Source organism: Oricola nitratireducens (assembly GCF_014904745.1).
Lineage (GTDB): Bacteria > Pseudomonadota > Alphaproteobacteria > Rhizobiales > Rhizobiaceae > Oricola > Oricola nitratireducens.
Genome location: NZ_JACZCS010000008.1, coordinates 50,389 through 70,557 on the forward strand (window position 1 = coordinate 50,389; position 20,169 = coordinate 70,557).

Here is a 20,169-nt window from a genome sequence, read left to right on the forward strand (position 1 = left end):
GGCGCCGAAGCGTCGATCGGTTCTTTTATTTCTGCCATGTTTTTCGCTAAGGTCGCCGCATCCGAAAGGACAATCGCGGGCAAAGGAAATACGGAATGACGATGGGCGAAACTGAACAGACGAGCGCGCCGACGCCGGCGCATGGCCGTTTCGATCCCTACCGCCTTTCGAATCCGCAGGTCTTCCTCCTTTCGATGATCATCTTCCTGGTCATCGTCGGTTTCGTGGCGGCGATCCTCTATCGCCAGGTCTCGACGGCCTTCGTGACGAATCCCGGTCTGAACGGGCTCATCCTCGGCGTTCTCGCCGTCGGGATCATCCTGGTGTTCCTGCAGGTGATCGGACTTTTCCGCGAAGTGCGCTGGGTCAACACGTTCCGCTCCGGCGACACGCTGATGGCGGCGCGGCGCGAGCCGGTGCTGCTGGCGCCGATGCGCTCGCTTTTATCCCGCCAGCAGGCGGTGACGCTGTCGACGCTGTCGACGCGCTCGATCCTCGATTCGATCGCGACACGGCTCGACGAGTCACGCGATACCTCGCGCTACCTGATCGGCCTTCTCGTCTTCCTTGGCCTTCTCGGCACCTTCTGGGGCCTGTTGCAGACCATCGGCTCGATCGGCTCGACGATCCAGTCGCTGGAACCGGGATCGGGCGACGTCAACGACATCCTCGAGACGCTGAAAGCCGGGTTGAGCTCGCCGCTGGACGGCATGGGCACGGCGTTTTCGTCGTCTCTCTTCGGGCTTTCCGGATCACTGGTGCTCGGTTTCCTCGACCTGCAGGCCGGCCGCGCGCAGAACCGTTTCTACACCGAACTGGAAAACTGGCTCGCGTCAGTGACAGATCCCAATTCCGGCCTGGCGCAAGTGGCGGCGGGCGGCGACGGACAGGACATGAAGACCGTCGCCGAGGCGCTGAAAACCATGCAGGGCGGCACCGGCGGCAGCCAGCGGGCGACTGCGGCGATGGCCAATCTCGCCGAGGGAATCCAGGGGCTGGTGCGCAACATGCGCTCCGAGCAGCAGATGATGCGTGACTGGGTCGAATCCCAGGCCGAAGAACAGAAAGCCATGCGCAAGACCCTCGACAAGCTCACCGCTTCGATCGAGAAGAACGACAGGAGCAAATAGCGGTGGCGCTTGCCCGGAACCGCCGCCATGACAGGCGTGTGGACTATTGGCCCGGTTTCGTCGATGCCCTGTCGACGCTGCTCCTGGCGATCATGTTCCTGCTGTCGGTCTTCGTCTTGGCGCAGTTCCTGCTCAGCCAGGAAATCTCCGGCAAGGACGCCGTTCTCAACCGGCTCAATTCGCAGATCAACGAGCTGACGCAACTGCTGTCGCTGGAACGAAGCAACCGCCAGGACGCCGAGGACCAGCTGGTCGCGCTGCAGGCTTCGCTTGCGACGGCCGAGCAGGAGCGCTCGCGGCTCGAAAGCATGCTGGCGGCCGGCAGCGGAGCTTCGGACGCCGCCGAGGCGCGGATCGGCGAATTGTCGCAAACGCTCGACAACGAGCGCCAGATCAGCCAGCGCGCGCTCAGCCAGGTCGAGCTGCTCAACCGGCAGATCTCGGCGTTGCGCAAGCAGATCGCGGTGCTCGAGGACGCGCTGGACGCGTCCGAGGCGCGCGACCGCGAATCGAACACCAAAATCGCCGATCTCGGGCGGCGTCTGAACATCGCGCTCGCTCAGCGGGTGCAGGAACTGAACCGCTACCGCTCGGATTTCTTCGGGCGGCTGCGCGAGATCCTGTCCGACCGCGAAAACATCCGCATCGTCGGTGACCGTTTCGTGTTCCAGTCCGAGGTGCTGTTCGGCTCCGGCTCGGCGGATATCAATCCGGCGGGCGCGGAAGAGATGAAGAAGCTCGCCTCCGCGATCATCGACCTGCAGCGCGAGATTCCCGAGGAGATCAACTGGGTGCTGCGCGTCGACGGCCACACCGACAATGTGCCGATCTCCGGCGGGCGCTTCAAGGACAACTGGGACCTTTCGGCCGCGCGCGCCATCTCGGTGGTGAAGTTCCTGATCGGACAGGGCGTGTCGCCGCAAAGGCTGGTGGCCGCCGGTTTCGGCGAATATCAGCCGCTCGATCCGGCCGACACCGACGAGGCGCGGGCGCGCAACCGCCGCATCGAGCTCAAGCTGACCGAGCGCTGACCGGCTTCTTACGCCGCGTTTTCGGACGGCGAAGCTGATTTCGCTTTGTTGGGAAAACCTTTATTCGGCGGCGCCGGCTACGGCGGAATCGTCGAACTGCAGCTTGGCGAGGCGCGAATAGATGCCGCCCTCGCGCTTCGTCAGCGACTGGTGGGTGCCTTCCTCGACGATGTGACCTTCCTGCATGACGAGAATGCGGTCGGCCTTCAGAATGGTCGCGAGGCGGTGCGCGATGACGATGGTGGTGCGGCCGCGCATCAGTTCCTCGAGCGCCTTCTGCACCAGTTTTTCGCTTTCGGCGTCGAGCGCCGAGGTCGCTTCGTCGAGCAGCAGGATCGGTGCGTCGCGCAGGATCGCGCGGGCGATGGCGATGCGCTGGCGCTGGCCGCCGGACAGCGTCAATCCGCGCTCGCCGACCTCGGTGTCGTAGCCATCGGGCAGGGCTTCGATGAAGACGTGGGCCTGGGCGGCTTTCGCGGCATCGATCACCGCGTCACGGGTTGCGCCGGGCCGGGCGAAGGCGATGTTGTCGGCGACGGTACCGGAAAAGACCGTCACGTCCTGCGGCACGATGGCGAAACGCGACCGGGCCTCGGGGAGCGCTGCCTGGCGCAGATCGACGCCGTCGATCAGGATGCGGCCGTCGGTGGGATCGTACTGGCGCAACAGCAGCGCGAAGAGCGTGCTCTTGCCGGCGCCGGACGGTCCGGCCACGGCGACGGTCTCGCCGGGTTCGATCGTGAAGTCGAGATCCCTGACGGCGCGGTCGTTCGGGCGTGTCGGATAGGCAAACGAGACCTTCTCGAAAGCGACTGCGCCTTTCGCCGGGACAGGGAGCGGAACCGGATTTTTCGGCGACACGATCACCGGGGCTTCGTCCAGAAGCTCGGTCAGGCGTTCGGCGGCGCCGGCGGCCAATTGCAACTCGCCCCAAACCTCGGACAGGGCGGCAAGCGCGCCGGCAGCAAAGACGGCGTAAAGCAGGAACTGGCCGAGTGTGCCGGCCGACATGGCGCCGGTGAGGACGTTCTGGGCGCCGATCCACAGGACCGCGACGACGCTGGAAAACACCAGGAAGATCGCGAATGCCGTCAGGCCCGCGCGGGTGCGCGCCGATATGCGCGCGGCGTTGAACGCCGCCTCGACCGCGCCGGCAAAACGCGTCGTCGCCATCGCCTCGTTGGTGAAGGCCTGGAAACTGCGCACCGAGGAGATCGCCTCGCTGGCATAGGCGGTGGCGTCGGCAAGGGTGTCCTGCGCGATGCGGGAGCGTGCGCGCACGCGGCGGCCGAAAGCGACGAGCGGAAGAATGATGATCGGAATGGCGGCGATGACGATGCCCGAAAGCGCCGGGCTGGTGATGACCATCATGCCCAGCGCGCCGATGCCGAGAATGGCGTTGCGCAACGCGACGGACGCGGTGGCGCCGACGACGGATTTGATCTGCGTGGTGTCGGCGGTCAGGCGCGAGACGATTTCACCGGACATGGCGCTGTCGAAGAAGGAGGAGGAGAGCGTCATGACATGCGCGAAGACGTCGCGGCGGATGTCGGAGACGACGCGCTCGCCGAGCGTGATGACGAAATAATAGCGGGACGCGCTGGCGGTGGCGAGCAGCGCCGCGATCAGCACCAGCATGGCGAAGTAGTTGTTGATCAGCTGGCCGTCGCTGTTGGAGAAACCGTGATCGATCATCCGCCGCACGGCCGTGGGAAGCGACAGCGTCGTTCCAGCCGCGACGACGAGCGAAATGCCGGCGCCGGTCACGAGGCCCTTGTAGTTTTTCAGATAGGGCCACATCCGCGCAAGCGGCCGCAACGGCTGGCGTTTGCGTTCAGCCGGGGCATTTTGCGGCGTGTCAGTCATGTTTTTTCCATCCCGTTTTCTGTTCCGGTGCGATTCGGGCCGTTTTGTGTTTTGCGCCGGTCTTGAGCTTCAGGCGAGGGTGATGTATAGGCTGCGCATCTTTTTGGGAAGCCGTGGCCAAATGGCGCACGGCTTTCGTGATTTCGGACACGCGGGACGAAGGCGGACATGCCGGCCTATCACCCGCCCGCAAGGCAGGACAGAGAACATGAAGGCTGATATCCATCCCGAATACCACATGATCAAGGTCGTCATGACCGACGGCACCGAATACATGACCCGGTCGACCTGGGGCGCCGAAGGCGAGACCATGAATCTCGACATCGACTCCAAGTCGCATCCGGCATGGACCGGCGGCCAGCAGAACCTGCTCGACCGCGGCGGCCGCGTTTCGAAGTTCAAGAAGCGTTACGAAGGCCTCGGCGTCTGATCGCACGCAACTCTTCGCTGAATCAAAAAGCCCGGACGATGCGTCCGGGCTTTTTTGTTGCGCGAGCACGGCCCTGATCAGCGGGCTGCGAATGCCGTGCGCAGAAGTTCGAGCTGCGAGCCGACCGGATTATCCTTGGCGGCCGGCAGGGCGGGGGTCTCTTCGGGCTCGCCGAACAGATCCTGATCGAGGCGGTAGACATAGGACTGCAGCCGTAGCGAGCGGTTCACCAAAAGCTTGAAGGCATCGGGAAGCTCGTTCCAGCCGGCCGCGGTCAGCTTGGCGGACGTCGTGTCGAGGCGGATCTTCTTCTTTTCCGACATCATCTGCTCGCGGCTCATCTCGCCGGAATTGAGCGCGCGCTGGAGCAGCAGCCAGGAGGCGATCTGCATCAGCCGCGTGGTCAGACGCATCGATTCCGCGGCATAGAGGGTGGCGGACACGCGGCTGAGGCGCTTGGCCTCGGCGCGGCCTTCGCCGTCGAGATAGGCCGCCGTTTCCTCAACGAGGCCCATGCCGTCGGCATAGAGCTTCTTGAATGCGGTGGACGACGCTTTGCGTTCGATGAAACTGATGGTGTTTGATCGTTTGATCAACTCAGACATACCGGGGACCCTGCCTAAACGCTGCGCCGTTTGTTGTTGCTGGTGATGTATGCGCTGAGGCGCTGCAGCACACTGGCATATTGGAGATGTTAACAGTTCAGCGCAAGAACATGCTTAATGCAAGGTTAACGGCCGGGATGGCCTGTGCCGGGATGGGGCAGCCGGAATGCGGACAAAAAAAAGAGCCGCAAAAAGCAGCTCTCAGGAGTTAAACAGGGAGGCGTCAAACAAAGCAACGGTGTCACTTCGTATGAGTCCGGAAAATCCGAACAAACACAGTAAACACCTGTAAAGCTTAATGGCGGGTTAACGGAATTCCAAAATCATGCCGTTTTGACCAAAATCGGCACAAATCAGCGCTTGAAGAACGCTTCCGCGGCATTGCGGCTGGCCGATTTCGACGCCATTTCCGCCTCGATACGGGCGATTTCCTGCTTCAGGACGTTAACGGTCTCCTGCAGTTCGCCGGCGGAGAGAAGCGACAGGTCCTGACCGATCTCGAAGGGCTTTTTCTTTTTCGGCAGATCTTCGTCCATCATCTCCTCCTGCGTGGTTGCCGCCCCGGATCGCTGACCCTACAGTCCGCGCGAACGGAAGAAAAGACAGGCGACGGAACCAGTCCATGAGCATGATGAAAGCGATCGAAATCAGCGAACCGGGCGGCCCGCGCGCCTTGCAAGCGACCGAACGGCCGGTGCCGCAGCCGGGCGAGGGCGAAATCCTGGTGCGGATCAAATGCGCCGGGGTGAACCGGCCGGACGTCCTGCAGCGCACCGGCGGTTATCCGCCGCCGCCCGGCGCGTCGGACATCCCGGGGCTGGAAATCTCCGGCACGGTCGAGGCGTTCGGGCCGGGCGCGTCGAAATTCGGACAGGGTGACGCGGTCTGCGCGCTGGTGCCGGGTGGCGGCTATGCCGAATTCGCGACCGTGCACGAGACGAACGCCCTGCCGGTGCCGTCGGGCTTCACCTTCGCCGAGGCCGCGGCCGTGCCGGAAACCTATTTCACCGTCTGGCACAACGTGTTCCAGCGCGGCGGGCTGCAACCGGGCGAGACGCTTCTCGTGCATGGCGGCACGTCGGGCATCGGCACGACGGCGATCCAGCTTGCCAAGGCGTTCGGCGCAACCGTCATCACGACGGCGGGCAGCGCCGACAAATGCGCGGCCTGCACGAAACTCGGCGCCGACCGGGCGGTCAATTACCGCGAGGAGGATTTCGTCGAGGCGGTGAAGGAGACGACCGGCGGCAAGGGCGCCGACGTGATCCTCGACATGGTCGGCGGCGACTACATCACCCGCAACTACCAGGCGGCGGCGGTCGAGGGGCGGATCGTCCAGATCGCGTTTCTCGGCGGGGCAAAGGCGGAGGCCAATTTCTCGCTGCTGATGGTCAAGCGGCTGGTGCATACCGGCTCGACGCTGCGCGCGCGGACGGTGGAGTTCAAGGCGGGACTCGCGGCCGAACTGCAAGAACATGTCTGGCCGCTTTTCGCCGAGCGCAAGGTGCAGCCGGTGATGGACATGATCTATCCGCTCAGCGAAGCCTGGCGGGCGCATGAGCGCATGGAAGCCGGCAGCCATATCGGCAAGATCGTGCTGGATGTGGGGTGAGGCGCGGCGGGACCCTCCGATGTCGGCGCCGTCCCCCCTCTGTCCGCGCGGCATTGCTCCCGCGCTTCAATTTCCAAGCCGGATTTACGGGCATGCGCTGTCTTCCGCGCCTCACGACGAATCCTCGCGCTGCGCGTCATGCGCCAGCGCGTGGCATTCTCGCAGGACATCGTCGACCTCGACGATCAGGCGGGCCTCGAAGCAGACGAAGTCGAGGATGTAGCCTTCAAGGGGCACCTGCCGCCTGAACTTGAAGCCTTCGAGCTGACTGCCGCGCAAGGCTTGCCAGAGCAGGTTTTCCGCGTTGGTCGCGTCGGCGCGCATGGATTTTGCGTGTCTGCGGTGAGCTGTCGGCGGTTCCCTGTGAGGCATCGGCGCTTTTGCCCCTCTCTTGTGATTTCCAAGGACTTAGCAAGCTAAGCCCGGGAAACATCGCCCTTCGCTTGCGCTTCGGGCGTTCGTCGCTCCAATCGACAAATCGTTGTCGATTAGCCGGCCGCGCCGGCCGCGTCTCACCCCGCCGCAAGGGGGGAGATAGGTGGCCGCCATCGCCGAGCCCGGCCATGGCGAACAGCAGGTCCACGATGCGCGAAAGCGCGGCGCGGTTGCGGGTAATCGCCATCGGCCAGTTTACCATGTTTTTCCTATGCCCTTTCGTTGAACCGCGACAAAAGGGTAAGTCAAAAGCGAGGATGGTGGACAAGTTTGCCGCATTTTGGTCATGGCGATTGTTATTGATCTGCCGCAATGCGGATGCGGGCAATCTTTGATTTACCATACGCTGATAATTTGAAGATCACGGGGACCGAGGGTCCCGACGAGAGCCGTATCCTGGATGGGGATCAGGCTCTTGTACTTGAATCCGATTGGCGCGTGCCTTATTCGTCACGGGCATAATTTGGCCTTCGTCAGCCATTTGCCAATCGCCGCTCCGTAATGTCGGGGACGGAATCCGCATTTGGGGATGCATTTTGAGGGATGAGACTTGTAAAACGGGGACGTCGCGCGCTCGTGGTATGTCGAGGCGCCTTTCCCTTTCGGTAAGTGTTGCGGCAATCGCCGGCCTCGCAGGTTCGCTGGCGGTGGCGCCGCTTGTGGCCGGTGGCGTCGCGCAACTGTCCGCCGGCTTCGTCGCCGTGCCGGCCTCCGTGCATGCATCCGTGTCCGAAACCGCGGGCGCGCGCCGGTTCGAGCCGCGCGCCAACGACAGGCATACGCAACTGGCGGAAGACAATCTCCGGGAGCGTCTCGATCTTGCTTTCCAGGCCTCCGCGCGTGGAGACCGGACCGGCGCGCACCCGGTGGCGCCGCATTTCGCCGATCTGGATCCGCGGCGTCTTTCGGCGCCGCCCGCGACCGAAACACGGCCGCCGGCCGTCGAACATTACGCCTGGATTTCCGGCGATACCGATCCCGTTTCGCCGGCCGGCCTCGACCAGAGATTCGCGTCGGCGCCATCGCCCGCCGCCCTGGCCGCGGTCTCGACGACATTCGCGATTGCCGAGGCGCGCACGGACGACTCGATGAGCGTTCCCCTGCCGGAGCCGAAACCGCGGATCGCCACCGCATCCGGCGAAGCAAATGACGAACCGGCTTCCGTCGCCATCGCCATGGCGGCCCCCTTGCCGGAACGGCGTCCGAAGCATTCCGGCGGCGCGCGGAAAAGCCAGCCCAGCGCGGCGCTCGCCTATGCGAGCCCGGACGTGCAGACCGAGGAGGAGAAACCGGACGGCTTGTTCGGCCGGCTGTTCGGCCAGCGCGGCAATGCGAATCTTCCCGGCCCCGGCAGCAAGGTCGCCGTCTACGATATCGGCGCGGCGACCGTTTACATGCCGAACGGCGACAAGCTGGAGGCGCATTCCGGCCTCGCGAAAATGAAGGACAATCCGCGCTACGTCGCCGAGAAAAACCGCGGCCCGACGCCGCCCAATCTCTACGATCTGAGGATGCGCGAAAGCCGCTTCCACGGCGTCGAGGCCATCCGCCTGCTGCCGGCCGACGGAAAGAAGAAATTCAACCGCGACGGGCTGCTCGCCCACACCTACATGTACATAGCCAACGGCGGCATGGACAAATCCCAATCCAATGGTTGCGTGGTCTTCAAGGATTACGACCGGTTCCTGAAAGCCTTCAAGCGCGGCGAGATCGAACACCTGATCGTCGTGCCGCATCTGAAAGAAGTGCCGACCTACATGGCTGCGCTGTAGGGGACGTCAAGAAGAGCTCGGCGCCTCCGCCCGCTCTATTACTTCCCTCGCAAGCACGAAAAAAGCCGGGGCGTTGCCGCCCCGGCTTTCGTTTTCCGTCCTGCGTTTTCCGTCCGGGGAACCGGAAGACAAGTCAGTCGACTTGCATCCCTTCCATTGCGCCGAGGCGCATGAAGACCGTTTCGCCGTTGGAGTCGTCGACGCCGTCATTGTCGGTGACCGCGAAGGCATTGCCGGCGGCGTCGATGGTGAAGTCCTCGACCTTGTCGACGAAAAAGACATGACAGGGCCGCGAAGAAATGATGACGGAACGCCGCCTCACATCCGGTTGCACGAGGCGGCCTGACGCGCTATAGAGCGCGCATTCTCCGGAAATTGTGGTTCGACACCACGCCCGCGGTACCGGCCCGGGCGAACAGGAAAGGTTTTTCCAATGGCCAACACGCTTCTGATGCCCAAAGCGACCGCCGTCTGGCTGGTCGACAACACCGCCTTGTCGTTCGAGCAGATCGCGCAGTTCTGCAAGCTGCATACGCTCGAGGTGAAGGCGATTGCCGACGGCGAATCGGCACAGGGCATCAAGGGCCTCGACCCGATCAATACCGGCCAGCTGACGCGCGAGGAAATCGCCAAGGCGGAATCGGATCCGAATCACGCGCTGAAACTCGCGACGTCGAAATACACGGTGCCGGAACTGCGCAAGAAGGGCCCGCGTTACACGCCGGTCTCCAAGCGCCAGGACCGCCCGAACGCGATCCTGTGGCTGGTGCGCAACCATCCGGAACTGAAGGACGCGCAGATCTCGCGCCTCGTCGGCACGACCAAGAACACGATCGAGCAGATCCGCAACCGCACGCACTGGAACTCGGCCAATTTGCAGCCGGTCGATCCCGTCGCGCTCGGGCTGTGCTCGCAGATCGATCTCGATTTCGAGGTCCAGAAGGCGGCGAAGAATCGTCCGCCGGAAATGCAGGAACAGGACAATAGCCTGCTGCCGGCTTCCGAGACCGAGAACCTGCCCGTCGACGACCTCCTGTCGCGTCCGCCGACCCCGAAGGAAGAGGAAGAGCTGGACGCCAATGCCGTCTTCGCGCGGCTGAGCTCGCTGAAGGGGCCGGAAACCGAGGACGACAACGACGACGGTGAATAGACGCCGTATCGTTTCACTGATTTGAAGGCCCGCCGCGCGCGGGCCTTTTTGTTTTTACGAGCCGTAATTGAACCCGGACGGCAGGTCCCCGCGGTCCTCCATCTGGCGGTAGAAGTCGCGGATGGTCTTGCCGCGTTCGGCCCGGAAGGTGTCGGCAAGCGTCTCGATCTCGCAGACGCGGTCGATGCGGAACATGCGGAAATCGTCGCGCAGCAGGCACCAGCCGACGCAGGTCCAGCGGCCGCCCCAGAACCACAGGCCGAGCGGCCTGACGGAGCGGCTCGAGGGCTGGCCTTCGGCGTCGACATAATCGAAGCGGATGACGTTGCGGGTTTCGGCGGCGCGCTCGATGACGTCGAGCTTCTCGCGGTCCTCGTCGCGCATCAGGTAGGTCGGCGCGTGGATTTCGGTGGAGCGCAGGCGGGCGCGCTCGGCGTCCGGGAGGATCGCCTCGATCTTGATCAGCGCTTCCTCGGCGGCGCGGGCAAGCGTCGCGCCGCCCCAGGCCTTGACGAGGCGGGCGCCGGCGACGAGGGCGACGATCTCGTCGCGCGAAAACATCAGCGGCGGAAGATCGAACCCCTCGCGCATGATGTAGCCGACGCCCGCCTCGCCGTCGATCGGGACCCCGGTCGACTGCAGGTCGGCGATGTCGCGATAGATCGTGCGCTCGGAGACTTCGAGGATATCGGCCAGCTTGCGCGCCGTGACGAGCCGGCCGCCGCGCAGATGCTGGACGATCTGGAACAGGCGGTCGGCGCGTCGCATCGGATCAGCCCGCTCCCTGTTCGTATTCGCGCGCGAACATGGCGCGCATCCCGGCGACCTGCTCTCCGGCTTCCGGCATCATCGCCGCCAGCATGGCGCAGGCGAAGGTGCCGGGCGCGGAGCCCGGGGCGGACACGACCGGCCCGTCGGCGATCGCGTGCGGGACGTCCCGGTAGCCACCGGAGCCGTCATAGCCGCCCGTCGCCTTCAACAGCCAGTCGCGGCCGTTGCTGGTGTGCGCGCGGCCCTCGAACAGGCCGGCGCGGGCGAGCGGGACAGTGCCGGCGCAAATACCGCCGACAATCGCGCCCGCCGCGAGATGCGTGTGCAGGGCGTTGCCTATGTCGGGCGCGGCGTCGGAGGACCAGACTTCGGAGCCGATGACAGCGAGCGCATCGAGCGATCCGGCATCCTCCTTTTCGAACGCCGCGCCGTCGGCGAAGCGCAGACCGGCGATCGAAGTGACCGCCGATCCGCCGGGCGTCAGGAAACGGACGCCGATGCCGAACCATTCGCACGCGCTGGCGGCGAGAAGCGGGTATTCCCAATCGGCGAAGCCCTCGATCAGGAGCACGCCAAGCGTTTTCGGATTCGGCATCGTGGCGGCTCCTTATTGAGCGTATTTGAAGAGGCCGATGGAATTGCCGTCCGGATCGGTCGCGTAGAAAAAGCTTCCCGACGGGATGTCGATCGCCGGCGAGATCACCTGGCCGCCCGCCGCCCTGACCCGGCCCATCGCGTCTTCGAGGGAGCCGTCGACGGCGAGGTGGACCGTGTTGCCGGCGCCGGCCTCGGCCGGCTTGCCCGGATAAAGATGGCCATGGACGCCGGTGGCGGAGCCGCCGGAGAACATCACCATCGGATTGGGACCCTCGTCAATGCGATTCATCGAGATCGACAGGACTTCCTCGTAGAAGCGCCTGGCGGCATCGAGATCGGTAACCGGGATCTCAAACCAGACGGCGGTGTTTTTCGGTTGTTCGGACATGGCGGTCTTCCTTGCTGGAATTGATTGACAACCGAAGTCTCGCACAGCCCTCCTGACACCATTCTGTCAGGAGGGTCTAGTCCTCGTCGGGAACGGCGACCGTGTAGTTCAGCGCCAGCCGGCCGCCATCGGCATAGATCGTCTGGCCGGTGACGTAGCTGGCGTCGTTCGAGGCGAGGAAGGACACGACGGAAGCGATTTCCGAGGTCTCGCCGATCCTGAGCAGCGGCGTGCGCGACAGGATGCGGTTGCGGGCCTCCGGATCGTCGTTCACCGAGGCGAGCATTTCCGTCATGATCGAGCCGGGGCCGACGGCGTTGACGCGGATGCCATAAGGGGCGAGCGACATCGCCATCACCTTGGTGAGCTGGTTCACGCCGCCCTTGGAGACGCAATAGGGCACCTGGTTGGGAATCGCGACCGCGCCGTTGATCGACGACATGTTGACGATCGCGCCCGCCGGTCCGCCATTCCTGACCTTCTCGACCATCAGCCGGGCGGCGGCCTGGCCGCACAGGAAGGCGCCCTTGATGTTGACGCGCATGACGCGGTCGAAATCCTCCTCGGAAATGTCGAGGAAATCGTCACCATGGACGATGCCGGCATTGTTGACGAGGACGTCGATGTCGCCGAAGGCGTCCATCGTCGAGGCCATCAGATTGTGGACGGAGAGCCGGTCGCCGACATCTGTGCCGATGAAGCGGACCTCGCCAAGCGACGCCAGTTCCTTCTCGGCGGTCGCGCCCTTCCTTTCGTCGATATCGGCGAGCGCGACGCGCGCGCCGTCCTGCAGCAGGCGCTTCGCGATCGCGTATCCGATACCCTGCGCGCCGCCGGTGACGATTGCGTTCTTGCCGTCCAGTGCCATGTCAGCTCTCCCTTCGAGTTGTCGGGGAGTGCTAGGCCCTGCACGCGGCGGGCGTCAAGCCGTCACAGACCGTAGTTGGACCCGTCCGAGCATTTGTCGGTCATCGGATCGGAGGCGCTCGAATCGAGTCCCAGCGAGGTCACGTAACGCAACGGGAAAAACCGCACGACGTCGAACTGGGTGTGGGTGACCGTGTTGTCGGCGGGGTTGAAGTCGAAGACGCCGAGATAGTTGATCGCCGGCGCGACCCAGAGCCGGCCCGCGATCTGGACATAGGTCTGGCCGGCGATGCGCAGTCCGTCGGGAATGTCGATCAGTTCGCCCGGCTTGACTTCGCTTTCGGTATCCATGTCCTCGGGCGTGCGGAAATACTCCCAGCGCACCCGGCCTCTGAGGTCGCCGGTGACCGTTTCCGTGGCCGGGTCCTGCACCGTGACGACGCGGATGACATAGCGGAAGTCGAGCGCGCCGTCGCGGGTGAAGTCGTTGCCGGTCGGGCGCGGACGGCGGGCCCAGTTGCCGGCGGCGTAGGACGAGTAGACAAGCTCCGCGACCTTGTCGAGGCGCGAGCAGGTCATGTCCCTGGTCTGCGAAGCCATGACGTCGCCGACGGAATAGTAGTGCTTCGTGCCGCGCTTGATCTGGGTGTAGATCGTCGCCGCGTCCCAGCTGAGGAACCCGAGCATGATGAAGATCGGCAGGACGAACGCCATTTCCACGGCGATTGCCGCGCGGGTGTTTTTCCGGAAGGCGCGGAACGTGTCTCGAAAGAAGGCGATCGTCTGCATGGTCACCGCTCCGTCAGTAGGGTTCGGTCATGAATGTCAGGCCCGCTTTCGCCGTGATGGCGTCGTCGCCGAAGATGACGCTCGTCAGGAAAAGCTTGGGAACCTCGATACGCGCCTCGACACGCATCAGCACGCCCGAAGCGCCGGCATCGACCGTGTTAGTGACGTCGGAATCCTTGTACAGGTCGAAATCGTTGGTGAAGGTCTGCACCTGGATCTGCAAGTTGGTCATGCAGTCGGGAATCGAGATGTTGGAGCAGATCTCGTTGCGGTACCACTCTTCCGGGTTCCAGCCATTGGCGAGCATCGTCGTGTAGACGTGGCCGGTGCGGATGCTGTCGATCGCGTCCTCGACGGCGCGCTGGATCGATGTCGACGTGTAGGCGAAATAGGTAATTTCGAAGACCGAGGACATGACAGCGAAGAATACCGGCGCCAGGATCGCGAATTCCACGGCCGCGACGCCGTCTTTGTCCCTGAAAAGGAAAGTTCTTATGCGCTTGATCATGGCCCCCACCATTTCAGCCGTGCCTTAGCGTAAGGAGAGATTGATCGAGAAAAAATTAAACCAGTAGTTTCAATTTTAAGCACAGGGGAAAACTTGTCTTAATTTACCCGACGGTAACCTCTCCGTGGCTGGCACGAGGGGTTAGAACAATGATGAATTTGCTTCGTCGTTTCCGACGCGATGAGCGCGGCGCCGCATACATCATGACCGCGCTTTCGCTGATACCGATCTTCGGAATGACCGCGCTCGCGGTGGATTACGTGATCGCCGATCGCAACAAGACCGAAATCCAGACCTCGGTGGAGACCGTCGCGCTGCATCTTGCAAAGCGGATCGCGCTCGATCCGAACCAGGATGCCGACACGCTCATCGCCGAGGGCAAGAAGATCATGGCCGCGACGACCAAGCTTGATCTCGGTTACGACGAGTTCACGGTCGATCCGACGACGGGACGCGTGCGCCTGAATGCGTACACGATGCAGGACACCTATTTCATGCACATATTCGGGCATCCGCAACTGAAGGTCGCCGCCCGCGCCGAGGCGCGCTTCGGGCGCACCGACATCGAGGTTGCACTCGCCATGGACGTGTCGGGCTCGATGAATACCGCCACGACGGTCAAGGACGACAGCGGCAATACCATTTCGTCGACGCGCATCAAGGACGCCAAGAAGGCGGCCAAGAAGCTGGTGGCGTCGGCCGCCGGCAACGTTTCCAACATCGAGAACGCGGATATCGCCTTCTCCGTCATTCCGTGGCATTCGACGGTCGTCGTCGGCACCGAATACAAGAATGCGTGGTGGGTCGACTGGGCAGGGCGCTCGCATGCGCATTACCGCTACCTGCCGCCGTTCAAGCGGAACGCCGGCGGCCAGACGGGCGACATGTATTTCGACGTTCCGGACTCGGAAGCCTATGACGGCTCCAGCACGCTGGACGAGTATGTCTCCTGGCGGCCGCAGTTGGTGAGCGAGGTTTTCCCGGCCTCGGTCACCGTTCCGGAGCCGTCCCCGGGCATCGACGTCGATGCGCTGAAGGCGCTGCCGAATATCGGCGTCGTCACGCGCAAGGACGTGTTCGACATGTTCACCAACGAGGACTGGGCCGGCTGCTTCGAACACCGCTACGGGGACTACATGTTCTCCAGCGCGGCGCCCGACTCGCAGATCGGCGACTCGCTCTTCGTGCCCTATATGGCGCCCGACGAGCGCGGCCAGTCGAGCGAGGAGCCGTGGTCGACCAGCAGCAGCGGCAATATCGAGTACAATCCGTTCGACGGAACCAATCTCGACAACTACCGCAACAATTATCTCGACGATCTCGGCGCCAGCACGGATGCGGACAATGACTGGCTGACCATGCAGGACGGCAGCTATTATTCGAGCGACGCCAAGGAGATCTATTCGCGGGCGCGCATCTTCAACACCGCGAAATACGATTATCCGGCGAATTCGCGGACCCTTTCGAAATCGACCTACCGCTACGGGCCAAATGGCTTTTGCTATGGTGAGAAGATGCTGCCGCTGACGAACGATCTCGACACGATCAACGCGAAGATCGACGCGATGGTGGCGAAGGGCGCAACCGACATCACTACCGGGCTCGAATGGGCTTGGCACACGCTGACGCCGCAGGAGCCCTTCACCCAGGCCAAGCCGCTCGGCGAAGCGCAGAAGATCCTGGTGCTGATGACGGACGGCCAGAACATTCCCGGTTTCGGCGGCTACTCCCAGGAATACATGAACAGCTACACGTCGTTCGGTTTCCCGAAAGACGACCTGCTGAACCGGGGCATCGGCCTCTACGGCAACGACACCGACACGATCTCGATGTTCGACGACGGCACGAAGCGGTTCTGCGACGCGATCAAGGCGGAGGGCATCACGCTGTACTTCGTCTATTTCGGCGAAGCCTCGGTGGATTCGGTCGATCTCGTCAACCACTGCGCCTCGTCGGCCGAGACCGCGATCGTCGCCTCGAACAGCGACGAACTGATCGACGCCTTCGAGAAGATCGGCGAGAATATCGGCAAGCTCAGGCTGACCTACTACCAGAACTGAGCGGCGACGAGCGCCAGGACACCATCCTCCCGAACGAGACAGCCCCGCCATGGCGGGGCTGTCTTGCATCCGGCCTCAGGCGGCGGCCTGGCCGACCCTTCTTTGCTTCAGCGTATCGCCGATTTCGTCGAGGATCACGGGATCGTCGATCGTCGCCGGCATCTTCCAGTCTTCGCCGTCGGCGATCTTCTGCATGGTGCCGCGCAGGATCTTGCCGGAGCGGGTCTTGGGCAGGCGGCCTACGGTGAGCGCGATCTTGAAGGCGGCGACGGGGCCGATCTCGTCGCGCACGAGCTTGACGACTTCCTTCTCGATCTCCTCGGCGGAGCGGTCGACGCCGGAATTGAGCACGATGAAGCCGGCGGGCAATTGCCCCTTCAACTGGTCCGCGATGCCGATGACGGCGCATTCGGCGACGTCCGGATGGCCGGCGATGACCTCCTCCATCGCTCCGGTGGACAGGCGGTGGCCGGCGACGTTGATGATGTCGTCGGTGCGGGCCATGATGAAGAGATAGCCGTCCTCGTCCATGTAGCCGGCGTCCGACGTCTTGTAGTAGCCCGGGAACTCGTCGAGATAGGCCGAGCGGAAGCGCTCGTCGGCGTTCCACAGCGTCGGCAGGCAGGACGGCGGCAGCGGCAGCTTGACGACGATGTTGCCGAGCGTGCCCGGCGCAACCGGATGTCCGGCGTCGTCGATTATCTGGACGTCGTAACCCGGCATGGCCACCGTTGGCGAACCGATTTTCACCGGCAGCGCGCCGAGGCCGAGCGGATTTCCGGCGATGGCCCAGCCGGTCTCGGTCTGCCACCAGTGGTCGATGACCGGGACGCCGAGCTTTTCCTGCGCCCATTTGATGGTGTCCGGGTCGGCGCGTTCGCCGGCGAGAAACAGCGAGCGCAGGCCCGAGAGGTCGTATTTCGGGATGAATTCGCCTTTCGGATCTTCCTTCTTGATCGCCCGGAAGGCGGTCGGCGCGGTGAACAGCGAGGCGACCTTGTATTCCTCGATGATGCGCCAGAAGGTGCCGGCGTCGGGCGTGCCGACCGGCTTGCCCTCGAACAGGATGGTCGTCGCGCCGTAGATCAGCGGCGCGTAGACGATGTAGGAATGGCCGACGACCCAGCCGACATCCGATGCCGCCCAGAAGACCTCGCCCGGCTTGACGCCGTAGAGCGCGTCCATGGACCAGTTGAGCGCGACCATGTGGCCGCCATTGTCGCGGACGACGCCCTTGGGCTGGCCGGTGGTGCCGGAGGTGTAGAGGATGTAGAGCGGATCGGTCGCCTCGACGGGAACGCAGGGCACTTTCGTACCGGCCTCCATGTGGGCCCAGACCGATGCGGCGTAGTCGACGTCGCGGCCCGGCTCGAGGTCGTAGGGGTGTTCCTCGCGTTCGAGGACCAGGCAATGCGCGGGCTTTGCCTTCGCCATGGAAATCGCGTTGTCGAGCAACGGCTTGTAGGGCACCTGGCGGGCCGGCTCGATGCCGCAGGAGGCGGAGATGACGACCTTGGGGTGGCAATCGTCGATGCGGGTTGCCAGTTCGTGGGCGGCGAAACCGCCGAAGACGACGGAGTGGACGGCGCCGAGGCGCGCGCAAGCGAGCATCGCGAAGGCCGCTTCGGGAACCATCGGCATGTAGATCAGGACGCGGTCGCCCTTTTCGACGCCGAGATCGCGCAGCACGGCGGCGAGCGCCTCGACCTCGCGGAGCAGTTCGGCAAAGGTGATCCGGCGTTTCCTGCCGGTGATCGGGCTGTCATAGATGATCGCGTCCTGCTGGCCGCGCCCGGCCTCGACGTGGCGGTCGACGGCGTTGTAGCAGGTGTTGCACTGCGCGCCGGTGAACCAGCGGCCGTAGACGCCGGCTTCACCGTCGAACACCTTGTCCCATGGCTTCACCCAGTCGATGGCGTCGGCCAGGCCGGCCCAGAACCCTTCCGGATCCTGCTTCCATTCAGAGTGAACCGCGTAGTAGCGCGATGTTTCGCTGTTGGCCGTATCCGTCATGGCGCGACATTCCTCCCAGCATGCACATGAACTCATCCGGGCTGGCGCCCGATTATGGTTCATTCCTGCCAGAACGGATGCTATTCGTCCATCTGACTAACGCATAGTCGCGACAAAGCCGCACAGGCCGAAAGTCGAATCCGCGGGGGAACCTTGGTTAAAATTCTGAGCGTGTTCGTGATCCTGGCGATGATCATTCAGATCATCAAACCGATCGGCCTGCCGGGACTGCGCAAGCGCGCCGATTTCTGGAAACTGCCGCTAGCCGGTTTTGTGGTGATCGTCGTGATCAGCACGTTGCAGTTTTAAAACATTGCTCGGTTCGGGCATGTCGACGAGATAACCGGCGAGGTGTTCCGCCCAGGAGCGGTAGCCGGCCGGCCCGGCATGGAAACCGTCGCGGGCAAAGCCCTGCGGACCGTGGATCGGCACCGGTTCGGCGGCGACGGCGCCGCGTTCGCCGCACAGGCGCGCACCCATGGAATTTATCAGTTCGGCGCGCATCTGCAGGATACGGCCGAGGGCGCGCGGCAGCGCCGGGATCCTGGTCATGTCGGCGACCGGCGCCCAGACGATACGGGCCTGCGGGAAGCGGGCATGCGCGGTGTAGAGCAGGGTGCCGAAGCTCTTCTTGAAGCGTCGGATGACATGGAAGTTCTTCATGTCGTTGGTGCCGACGGCCAGCACCACATGGGTGAAGTCACGCCGTTCGACATGCGGCAGGACGTGGTCGCGCAGATCCGCCGATGTGGCGGAATTGGCGCCCGCGGCGCGCCAGTAGACCGGGCGGCCGGTGCGCTCGGCAACCGTTCTGGCGAGATTGAAGGTGAGGGTGTCTTCCAGCGCAGTCATGCCGACAGCGGCGACGGATGAATCGCCCGTGACGAGAAGCCGGATTTCCTCGCCCTTGCCGGGGAAGCGGCCCTCATGGGGAATGGATGCCGGATGCAGGCGCTCGATCCGCAGCCGAACGGCTATGCCCTGCCAGACATAGACGGGAAACGCGATCCAGGTGAACAGCGCCTTGGACAACATGATCGGGGCATTCTCTCGCAATCAAAAACCGCGGCGCCGGCGGGGCGCCACGGTTGCATATAGAGACCGCGGACGTCTCAGCAATATGACAGCGCGGTGAAGGCCGCGGTTCCCGGCGGCTCAGCCGGCCCGGGAGGCCTCGAAAATGCTGTCAATCGCCGCGCCCAGCTTGGCGTCGAATTCCGCGTCGCTCTGGTCGGCCGACAGGCCCTCGGTCAGCGCGCGCGAGAACGAGGCGATGACGCCGGTGTTCTTCGCCAGAAGCGCGTTCGCCTCGTCGCGGGAATAGCCGCCCGACAGCGCGACCACGCGCATGACGCGCGGATCGTCGACAAGCGATTTGTAGAGATTTGCCCTGGTCGGAAGGGTCAGCTTCAACATGATCTGCTTGCCGGCCGGAACGCCGTCGAGATGCTTCGTGATCTCGGCGAGGAGAATGTCTTCCGCCTCGGCCTTGTCGTCGATCGAGATCGTGACCTCCGGCTCGATGATCGGGACGAGGCCATGCGACAGGATCTGCTTTCCGATCTCGAATTGCTGGTCGACAATTGCCGCGATGCCCTTGGGATTGGCGGCGTCGATAACCGAGCGCATCTTGGTGCCGAAGACGCCCTTGGCAACCGCGCGTTCCAGCAGCGCATCGAGATCCGGCATCGGCTTCATCAGCTTGACGCCGTCGGCCGCCTCGGCGAGGCCCTTGTCGACTTTCAGGAAGGGCACGACGCCGCGCTTTTCCCAGAGATACTGCGCCGTCGGCACGCCGTCGATTTCGCGGTCCATGGTCTGTTCGAACAGGATCGCGCCCATCACCTTGTCGCCGGTAAAGGCGGGCGACTTGATGATCCGCGTGCGCATCTGGTGCACGAGATCGAACATCTCGCCGTCATTCGACCAGGCGCTTTCCGGGACGCCGTAAAGTTTCAGCGCTTTCGGCGTCGAGCCGCCCGACTGGTCGAGGGCCGCGATAAAGCCGTCCTTGTTCGCGACCTGTGCCGCCATATCCGCTTGCGTCATCCAATTCTCCCGAAGTCTACAAAATTCCAAAACGTTCAGCGCCAGCCAAAGCTCCGGCACCGGGTCATTTCCAGTCTACCCTGATCGTCACGCGGA

The 20,169-nt window shown here is 63.7% G+C and carries 23 protein-coding genes; 9 read left to right on the plus strand and 14 right to left on the minus strand.

Going from position 1 to position 20,169, the window contains the following annotated elements; genetic code table 11:
* Positions 1–101 precede the first annotated feature (101 nt).
* Together IG169_RS04440 and IG169_RS04445 are read left to right on the plus strand one after the other, a co-directional pair.
* Positions 102–1,130 (plus strand): flagellar motor protein MotA, encoded by a 1,029-nt coding sequence (locus IG169_RS04440; protein WP_193175221.1) that lies wholly within the window; start codon positions 102–104, stop codon positions 1,128–1,130.
* A 2-nt stretch (positions 1,131–1,132) separates the two neighbouring features.
* Positions 1,133–2,161 (plus strand): peptidoglycan -binding protein, encoded by a 1,029-nt coding sequence (locus IG169_RS04445; RefSeq protein WP_193174959.1) that lies wholly within the window; start codon positions 1,133–1,135, stop codon positions 2,159–2,161.
* A 60-nt stretch (positions 2,162–2,221) separates the two neighbouring features.
* Here IG169_RS04445 and IG169_RS04450 read toward each other — a convergent pair whose 3' ends face one another.
* Positions 2,222–4,027, minus strand: a complete 1,806-nt coding sequence (locus IG169_RS04450; protein WP_193174960.1) for an ABC transporter transmembrane domain-containing protein — start codon at positions 4,025–4,027, stop codon at positions 2,222–2,224.
* A 208-nt stretch (positions 4,028–4,235) separates the two neighbouring features.
* Here IG169_RS04450 and rpmE point away from each other — a divergent pair, with 208 nt between their 5' ends.
* The gene (gene rpmE, locus IG169_RS04455) at positions 4,236–4,457 is read left to right on the plus strand and encodes a 50S ribosomal protein L31 (protein ID WP_193174961.1); all 222 of its coding nucleotides are present in this window, start codon (positions 4,236–4,238) and stop codon (positions 4,455–4,457) included.
* Between the two features lie 77 nt (positions 4,458–4,534).
* Here rpmE and rcdA read toward each other — a convergent pair whose 3' ends face one another.
* Together rcdA and IG169_RS04465 are read right to left on the minus strand one after the other, a co-directional pair.
* Positions 4,535–5,062, minus strand: coding sequence for a protease adaptor protein RcdA (gene rcdA / locus IG169_RS04460; protein ID WP_193174962.1), 528 nt, complete (start codon positions 5,060–5,062; stop codon positions 4,535–4,537).
* A 353-nt stretch (positions 5,063–5,415) separates the two neighbouring features.
* The gene (locus IG169_RS04465; protein WP_193174963.1) at positions 5,416–5,601 is read right to left on the minus strand and encodes a DUF1192 domain-containing protein; all 186 of its coding nucleotides are present in this window, start codon (positions 5,599–5,601) and stop codon (positions 5,416–5,418) included.
* 83 nt (positions 5,602–5,684) lie between these two features.
* Here IG169_RS04465 and IG169_RS04470 point away from each other — a divergent pair, with 83 nt between their 5' ends.
* Complete coding sequence (locus IG169_RS04470; RefSeq protein WP_246717127.1) at positions 5,685–6,674, plus strand: NAD(P)H-quinone oxidoreductase; 990 nt, start codon at positions 5,685–5,687, stop codon at positions 6,672–6,674.
* Positions 6,675–6,785: 111 nt separating this feature from the next.
* Here the strand turns inward: IG169_RS04470 and IG169_RS04475 are convergent, their stop codons facing one another.
* Positions 6,786–7,046 carry an endonuclease domain-containing protein gene (locus IG169_RS04475; protein ID WP_193174964.1) on the minus strand — a complete coding sequence of 87 codons (261 nt, stop codon included), beginning with the start codon at positions 7,044–7,046 and terminating at the stop codon, positions 6,786–6,788.
* Positions 7,047–7,237: 191 nt separating this feature from the next.
* Here IG169_RS04475 and IG169_RS04480 point away from each other — a divergent pair, with 191 nt between their 5' ends.
* Both IG169_RS04480 and IG169_RS04485 read left to right on the plus strand, forming a co-directional pair.
* Positions 7,238–7,444, plus strand: coding sequence for a hypothetical protein (locus IG169_RS04480; RefSeq protein ID WP_193174965.1), 207 nt, complete (start codon positions 7,238–7,240; stop codon positions 7,442–7,444).
* Positions 7,445–7,690: 246 nt separating this feature from the next.
* Positions 7,691–8,881 (plus strand): DUF2778 domain-containing protein, encoded by a 1,191-nt coding sequence (locus IG169_RS04485; RefSeq protein WP_193174966.1) that lies wholly within the window; start codon positions 7,691–7,693, stop codon positions 8,879–8,881.
* 133 nt (positions 8,882–9,014) lie between these two features.
* Here IG169_RS04485 and IG169_RS04490 read toward each other — a convergent pair whose 3' ends face one another.
* The gene (locus IG169_RS04490; protein ID WP_193174967.1) at positions 9,015–9,203 is read right to left on the minus strand and encodes a hypothetical protein; all 189 of its coding nucleotides are present in this window, start codon (positions 9,201–9,203) and stop codon (positions 9,015–9,017) included.
* A 111-nt stretch (positions 9,204–9,314) separates the two neighbouring features.
* Here IG169_RS04490 and IG169_RS04495 point away from each other — a divergent pair, with 111 nt between their 5' ends.
* Positions 9,315–10,031, plus strand: a complete 717-nt coding sequence (locus IG169_RS04495; protein WP_193174968.1) for a DUF1013 domain-containing protein — start codon at positions 9,315–9,317, stop codon at positions 10,029–10,031.
* A 54-nt stretch (positions 10,032–10,085) separates the two neighbouring features.
* Here IG169_RS04495 and IG169_RS04500 read toward each other — a convergent pair whose 3' ends face one another.
* From IG169_RS04500 to IG169_RS04525, 6 genes are all read right to left on the minus strand, one after another.
* Positions 10,086–10,799, minus strand: coding sequence for a helix-turn-helix transcriptional regulator (locus tag IG169_RS04500; RefSeq protein WP_193174969.1), 714 nt, complete (start codon positions 10,797–10,799; stop codon positions 10,086–10,088).
* A 4-nt stretch (positions 10,800–10,803) separates the two neighbouring features.
* Positions 10,804–11,397, minus strand: a complete 594-nt coding sequence (locus IG169_RS04505; protein ID WP_193174970.1) for a DJ-1/PfpI family protein — start codon at positions 11,395–11,397, stop codon at positions 10,804–10,806.
* Positions 11,398–11,409: 12 nt separating this feature from the next.
* Positions 11,410–11,787 (minus strand): VOC family protein, encoded by a 378-nt coding sequence (locus IG169_RS04510; protein WP_193174971.1) that lies wholly within the window; start codon positions 11,785–11,787, stop codon positions 11,410–11,412.
* A 76-nt stretch (positions 11,788–11,863) separates the two neighbouring features.
* Entirely contained in the window at positions 11,864–12,655 is a 792-nt protein-coding gene (locus IG169_RS04515) for an SDR family NAD(P)-dependent oxidoreductase (protein ID WP_193174972.1), read from the minus strand.
* A gap of 62 nt (positions 12,656–12,717) precedes the next feature.
* Entirely contained in the window at positions 12,718–13,443 is a 726-nt protein-coding gene (locus tag IG169_RS04520) for a TadE/TadG family type IV pilus assembly protein (protein WP_193174973.1), read from the minus strand.
* A 13-nt stretch (positions 13,444–13,456) separates the two neighbouring features.
* Entirely contained in the window at positions 13,457–13,951 is a 495-nt protein-coding gene (locus IG169_RS04525; RefSeq protein ID WP_193174974.1) for a TadE/TadG family type IV pilus assembly protein, read from the minus strand.
* A gap of 203 nt (positions 13,952–14,154) precedes the next feature.
* Here IG169_RS04525 and IG169_RS04530 point away from each other — a divergent pair, with 203 nt between their 5' ends.
* Positions 14,155–16,011 carry a vWA domain-containing protein gene (locus IG169_RS04530; protein ID WP_193174975.1) on the plus strand — a complete coding sequence of 619 codons (1,857 nt, stop codon included), beginning with the start codon at positions 14,155–14,157 and terminating at the stop codon, positions 16,009–16,011.
* Between the two features lie 75 nt (positions 16,012–16,086).
* On the opposite strand, the gene IG169_RS04535 is transcribed toward IG169_RS04530, so the two are convergent.
* Positions 16,087–18,024, minus strand: coding sequence for a propionyl-CoA synthetase (locus IG169_RS04535; protein WP_193174976.1), 1,938 nt, complete (start codon positions 18,022–18,024; stop codon positions 16,087–16,089).
* Positions 18,025–18,177: 153 nt separating this feature from the next.
* Here IG169_RS04535 and IG169_RS04540 point away from each other — a divergent pair, with 153 nt between their 5' ends.
* On the plus strand, positions 18,178–18,333 hold the full coding sequence (locus IG169_RS04540) for a hypothetical protein (protein WP_193174977.1): 156 nt from the start codon (positions 18,178–18,180) through the stop codon (positions 18,331–18,333).
* Here the strand turns inward: IG169_RS04540 and IG169_RS04545 are convergent.
* Both IG169_RS04545 and IG169_RS04550 read right to left on the minus strand, forming a co-directional pair.
* Positions 18,286–19,059 (minus strand): SGNH/GDSL hydrolase family protein, encoded by a 774-nt coding sequence (locus tag IG169_RS04545; protein ID WP_193174978.1) that lies wholly within the window; start codon positions 19,057–19,059, stop codon positions 18,286–18,288. The genes IG169_RS04540 and IG169_RS04545 overlap by 48 nt on opposite strands.
* Before the next feature lie 120 nt (positions 19,060–19,179).
* On the minus strand, positions 19,180–20,073 hold the full coding sequence (locus IG169_RS04550; RefSeq protein WP_193174979.1) for a fructose bisphosphate aldolase: 894 nt from the start codon (positions 20,071–20,073) through the stop codon (positions 19,180–19,182).
* Positions 20,074–20,169 lie beyond the last annotated feature (96 nt).

Bases quoted from the DNA above. Each gene is read 5' to 3' on its own strand.
- IG169_RS04440 (WP_193175221.1), top strand. From the start codon at position 102: ATGGGCGAAACTGAACAGACGAGCGCGCCGACGCCGGCGCATGGCCGT.
- IG169_RS04450 (WP_193174960.1), bottom strand. From the start codon at position 4,027: ATGACTGACACGCCGCAAAATGCCCCGGCTGAACGCAAACGCCAGCCG.
- rpmE (WP_193174961.1), top strand. From the start codon at position 4,236: ATGAAGGCTGATATCCATCCCGAATACCACATGATCAAGGTCGTCATG.
- rcdA (WP_193174962.1), bottom strand. From the start codon at position 5,062: ATGTCTGAGTTGATCAAACGATCAAACACCATCAGTTTCATCGAACGC.
- IG169_RS04465 (WP_193174963.1), bottom strand. From the start codon at position 5,601: ATGATGGACGAAGATCTGCCGAAAAAGAAAAAGCCCTTCGAGATCGGT.
- IG169_RS04470 (WP_246717127.1), top strand. From the start codon at position 5,685: ATGAGCATGATGAAAGCGATCGAAATCAGCGAACCGGGCGGCCCGCGC.
- IG169_RS04475 (WP_193174964.1), bottom strand. From the start codon at position 7,046: ATGCCTCACAGGGAACCGCCGACAGCTCACCGCAGACACGCAAAATCC.
- IG169_RS04480 (WP_193174965.1), top strand. From the start codon at position 7,238: ATGGCGAACAGCAGGTCCACGATGCGCGAAAGCGCGGCGCGGTTGCGG.
- IG169_RS04485 (WP_193174966.1), top strand. From the start codon at position 7,691: ATGTCGAGGCGCCTTTCCCTTTCGGTAAGTGTTGCGGCAATCGCCGGC.
- IG169_RS04495 (WP_193174968.1), top strand. From the start codon at position 9,315: ATGGCCAACACGCTTCTGATGCCCAAAGCGACCGCCGTCTGGCTGGTC.
- IG169_RS04500 (WP_193174969.1), bottom strand. From the start codon at position 10,799: ATGCGACGCGCCGACCGCCTGTTCCAGATCGTCCAGCATCTGCGCGGC.
- IG169_RS04505 (WP_193174970.1), bottom strand. From the start codon at position 11,397: ATGCCGAATCCGAAAACGCTTGGCGTGCTCCTGATCGAGGGCTTCGCC.
- IG169_RS04510 (WP_193174971.1), bottom strand. From the start codon at position 11,787: ATGTCCGAACAACCGAAAAACACCGCCGTCTGGTTTGAGATCCCGGTT.
- IG169_RS04515 (WP_193174972.1), bottom strand. From the start codon at position 12,655: ATGGCACTGGACGGCAAGAACGCAATCGTCACCGGCGGCGCGCAGGGT.
- IG169_RS04520 (WP_193174973.1), bottom strand. From the start codon at position 13,443: ATGCAGACGATCGCCTTCTTTCGAGACACGTTCCGCGCCTTCCGGAAA.
- IG169_RS04525 (WP_193174974.1), bottom strand. From the start codon at position 13,951: ATGATCAAGCGCATAAGAACTTTCCTTTTCAGGGACAAAGACGGCGTC.
- IG169_RS04530 (WP_193174975.1), top strand. From the start codon at position 14,155: ATGACCGCGCTTTCGCTGATACCGATCTTCGGAATGACCGCGCTCGCG.
- IG169_RS04535 (WP_193174976.1), bottom strand. From the start codon at position 18,024: ATGACGGATACGGCCAACAGCGAAACATCGCGCTACTACGCGGTTCAC.
- IG169_RS04545 (WP_193174978.1), bottom strand. From the start codon at position 19,059: ATGTTGTCCAAGGCGCTGTTCACCTGGATCGCGTTTCCCGTCTATGTC.
- IG169_RS04550 (WP_193174979.1), bottom strand. From the start codon at position 20,073: ATGACGCAAGCGGATATGGCGGCACAGGTCGCGAACAAGGACGGCTTT.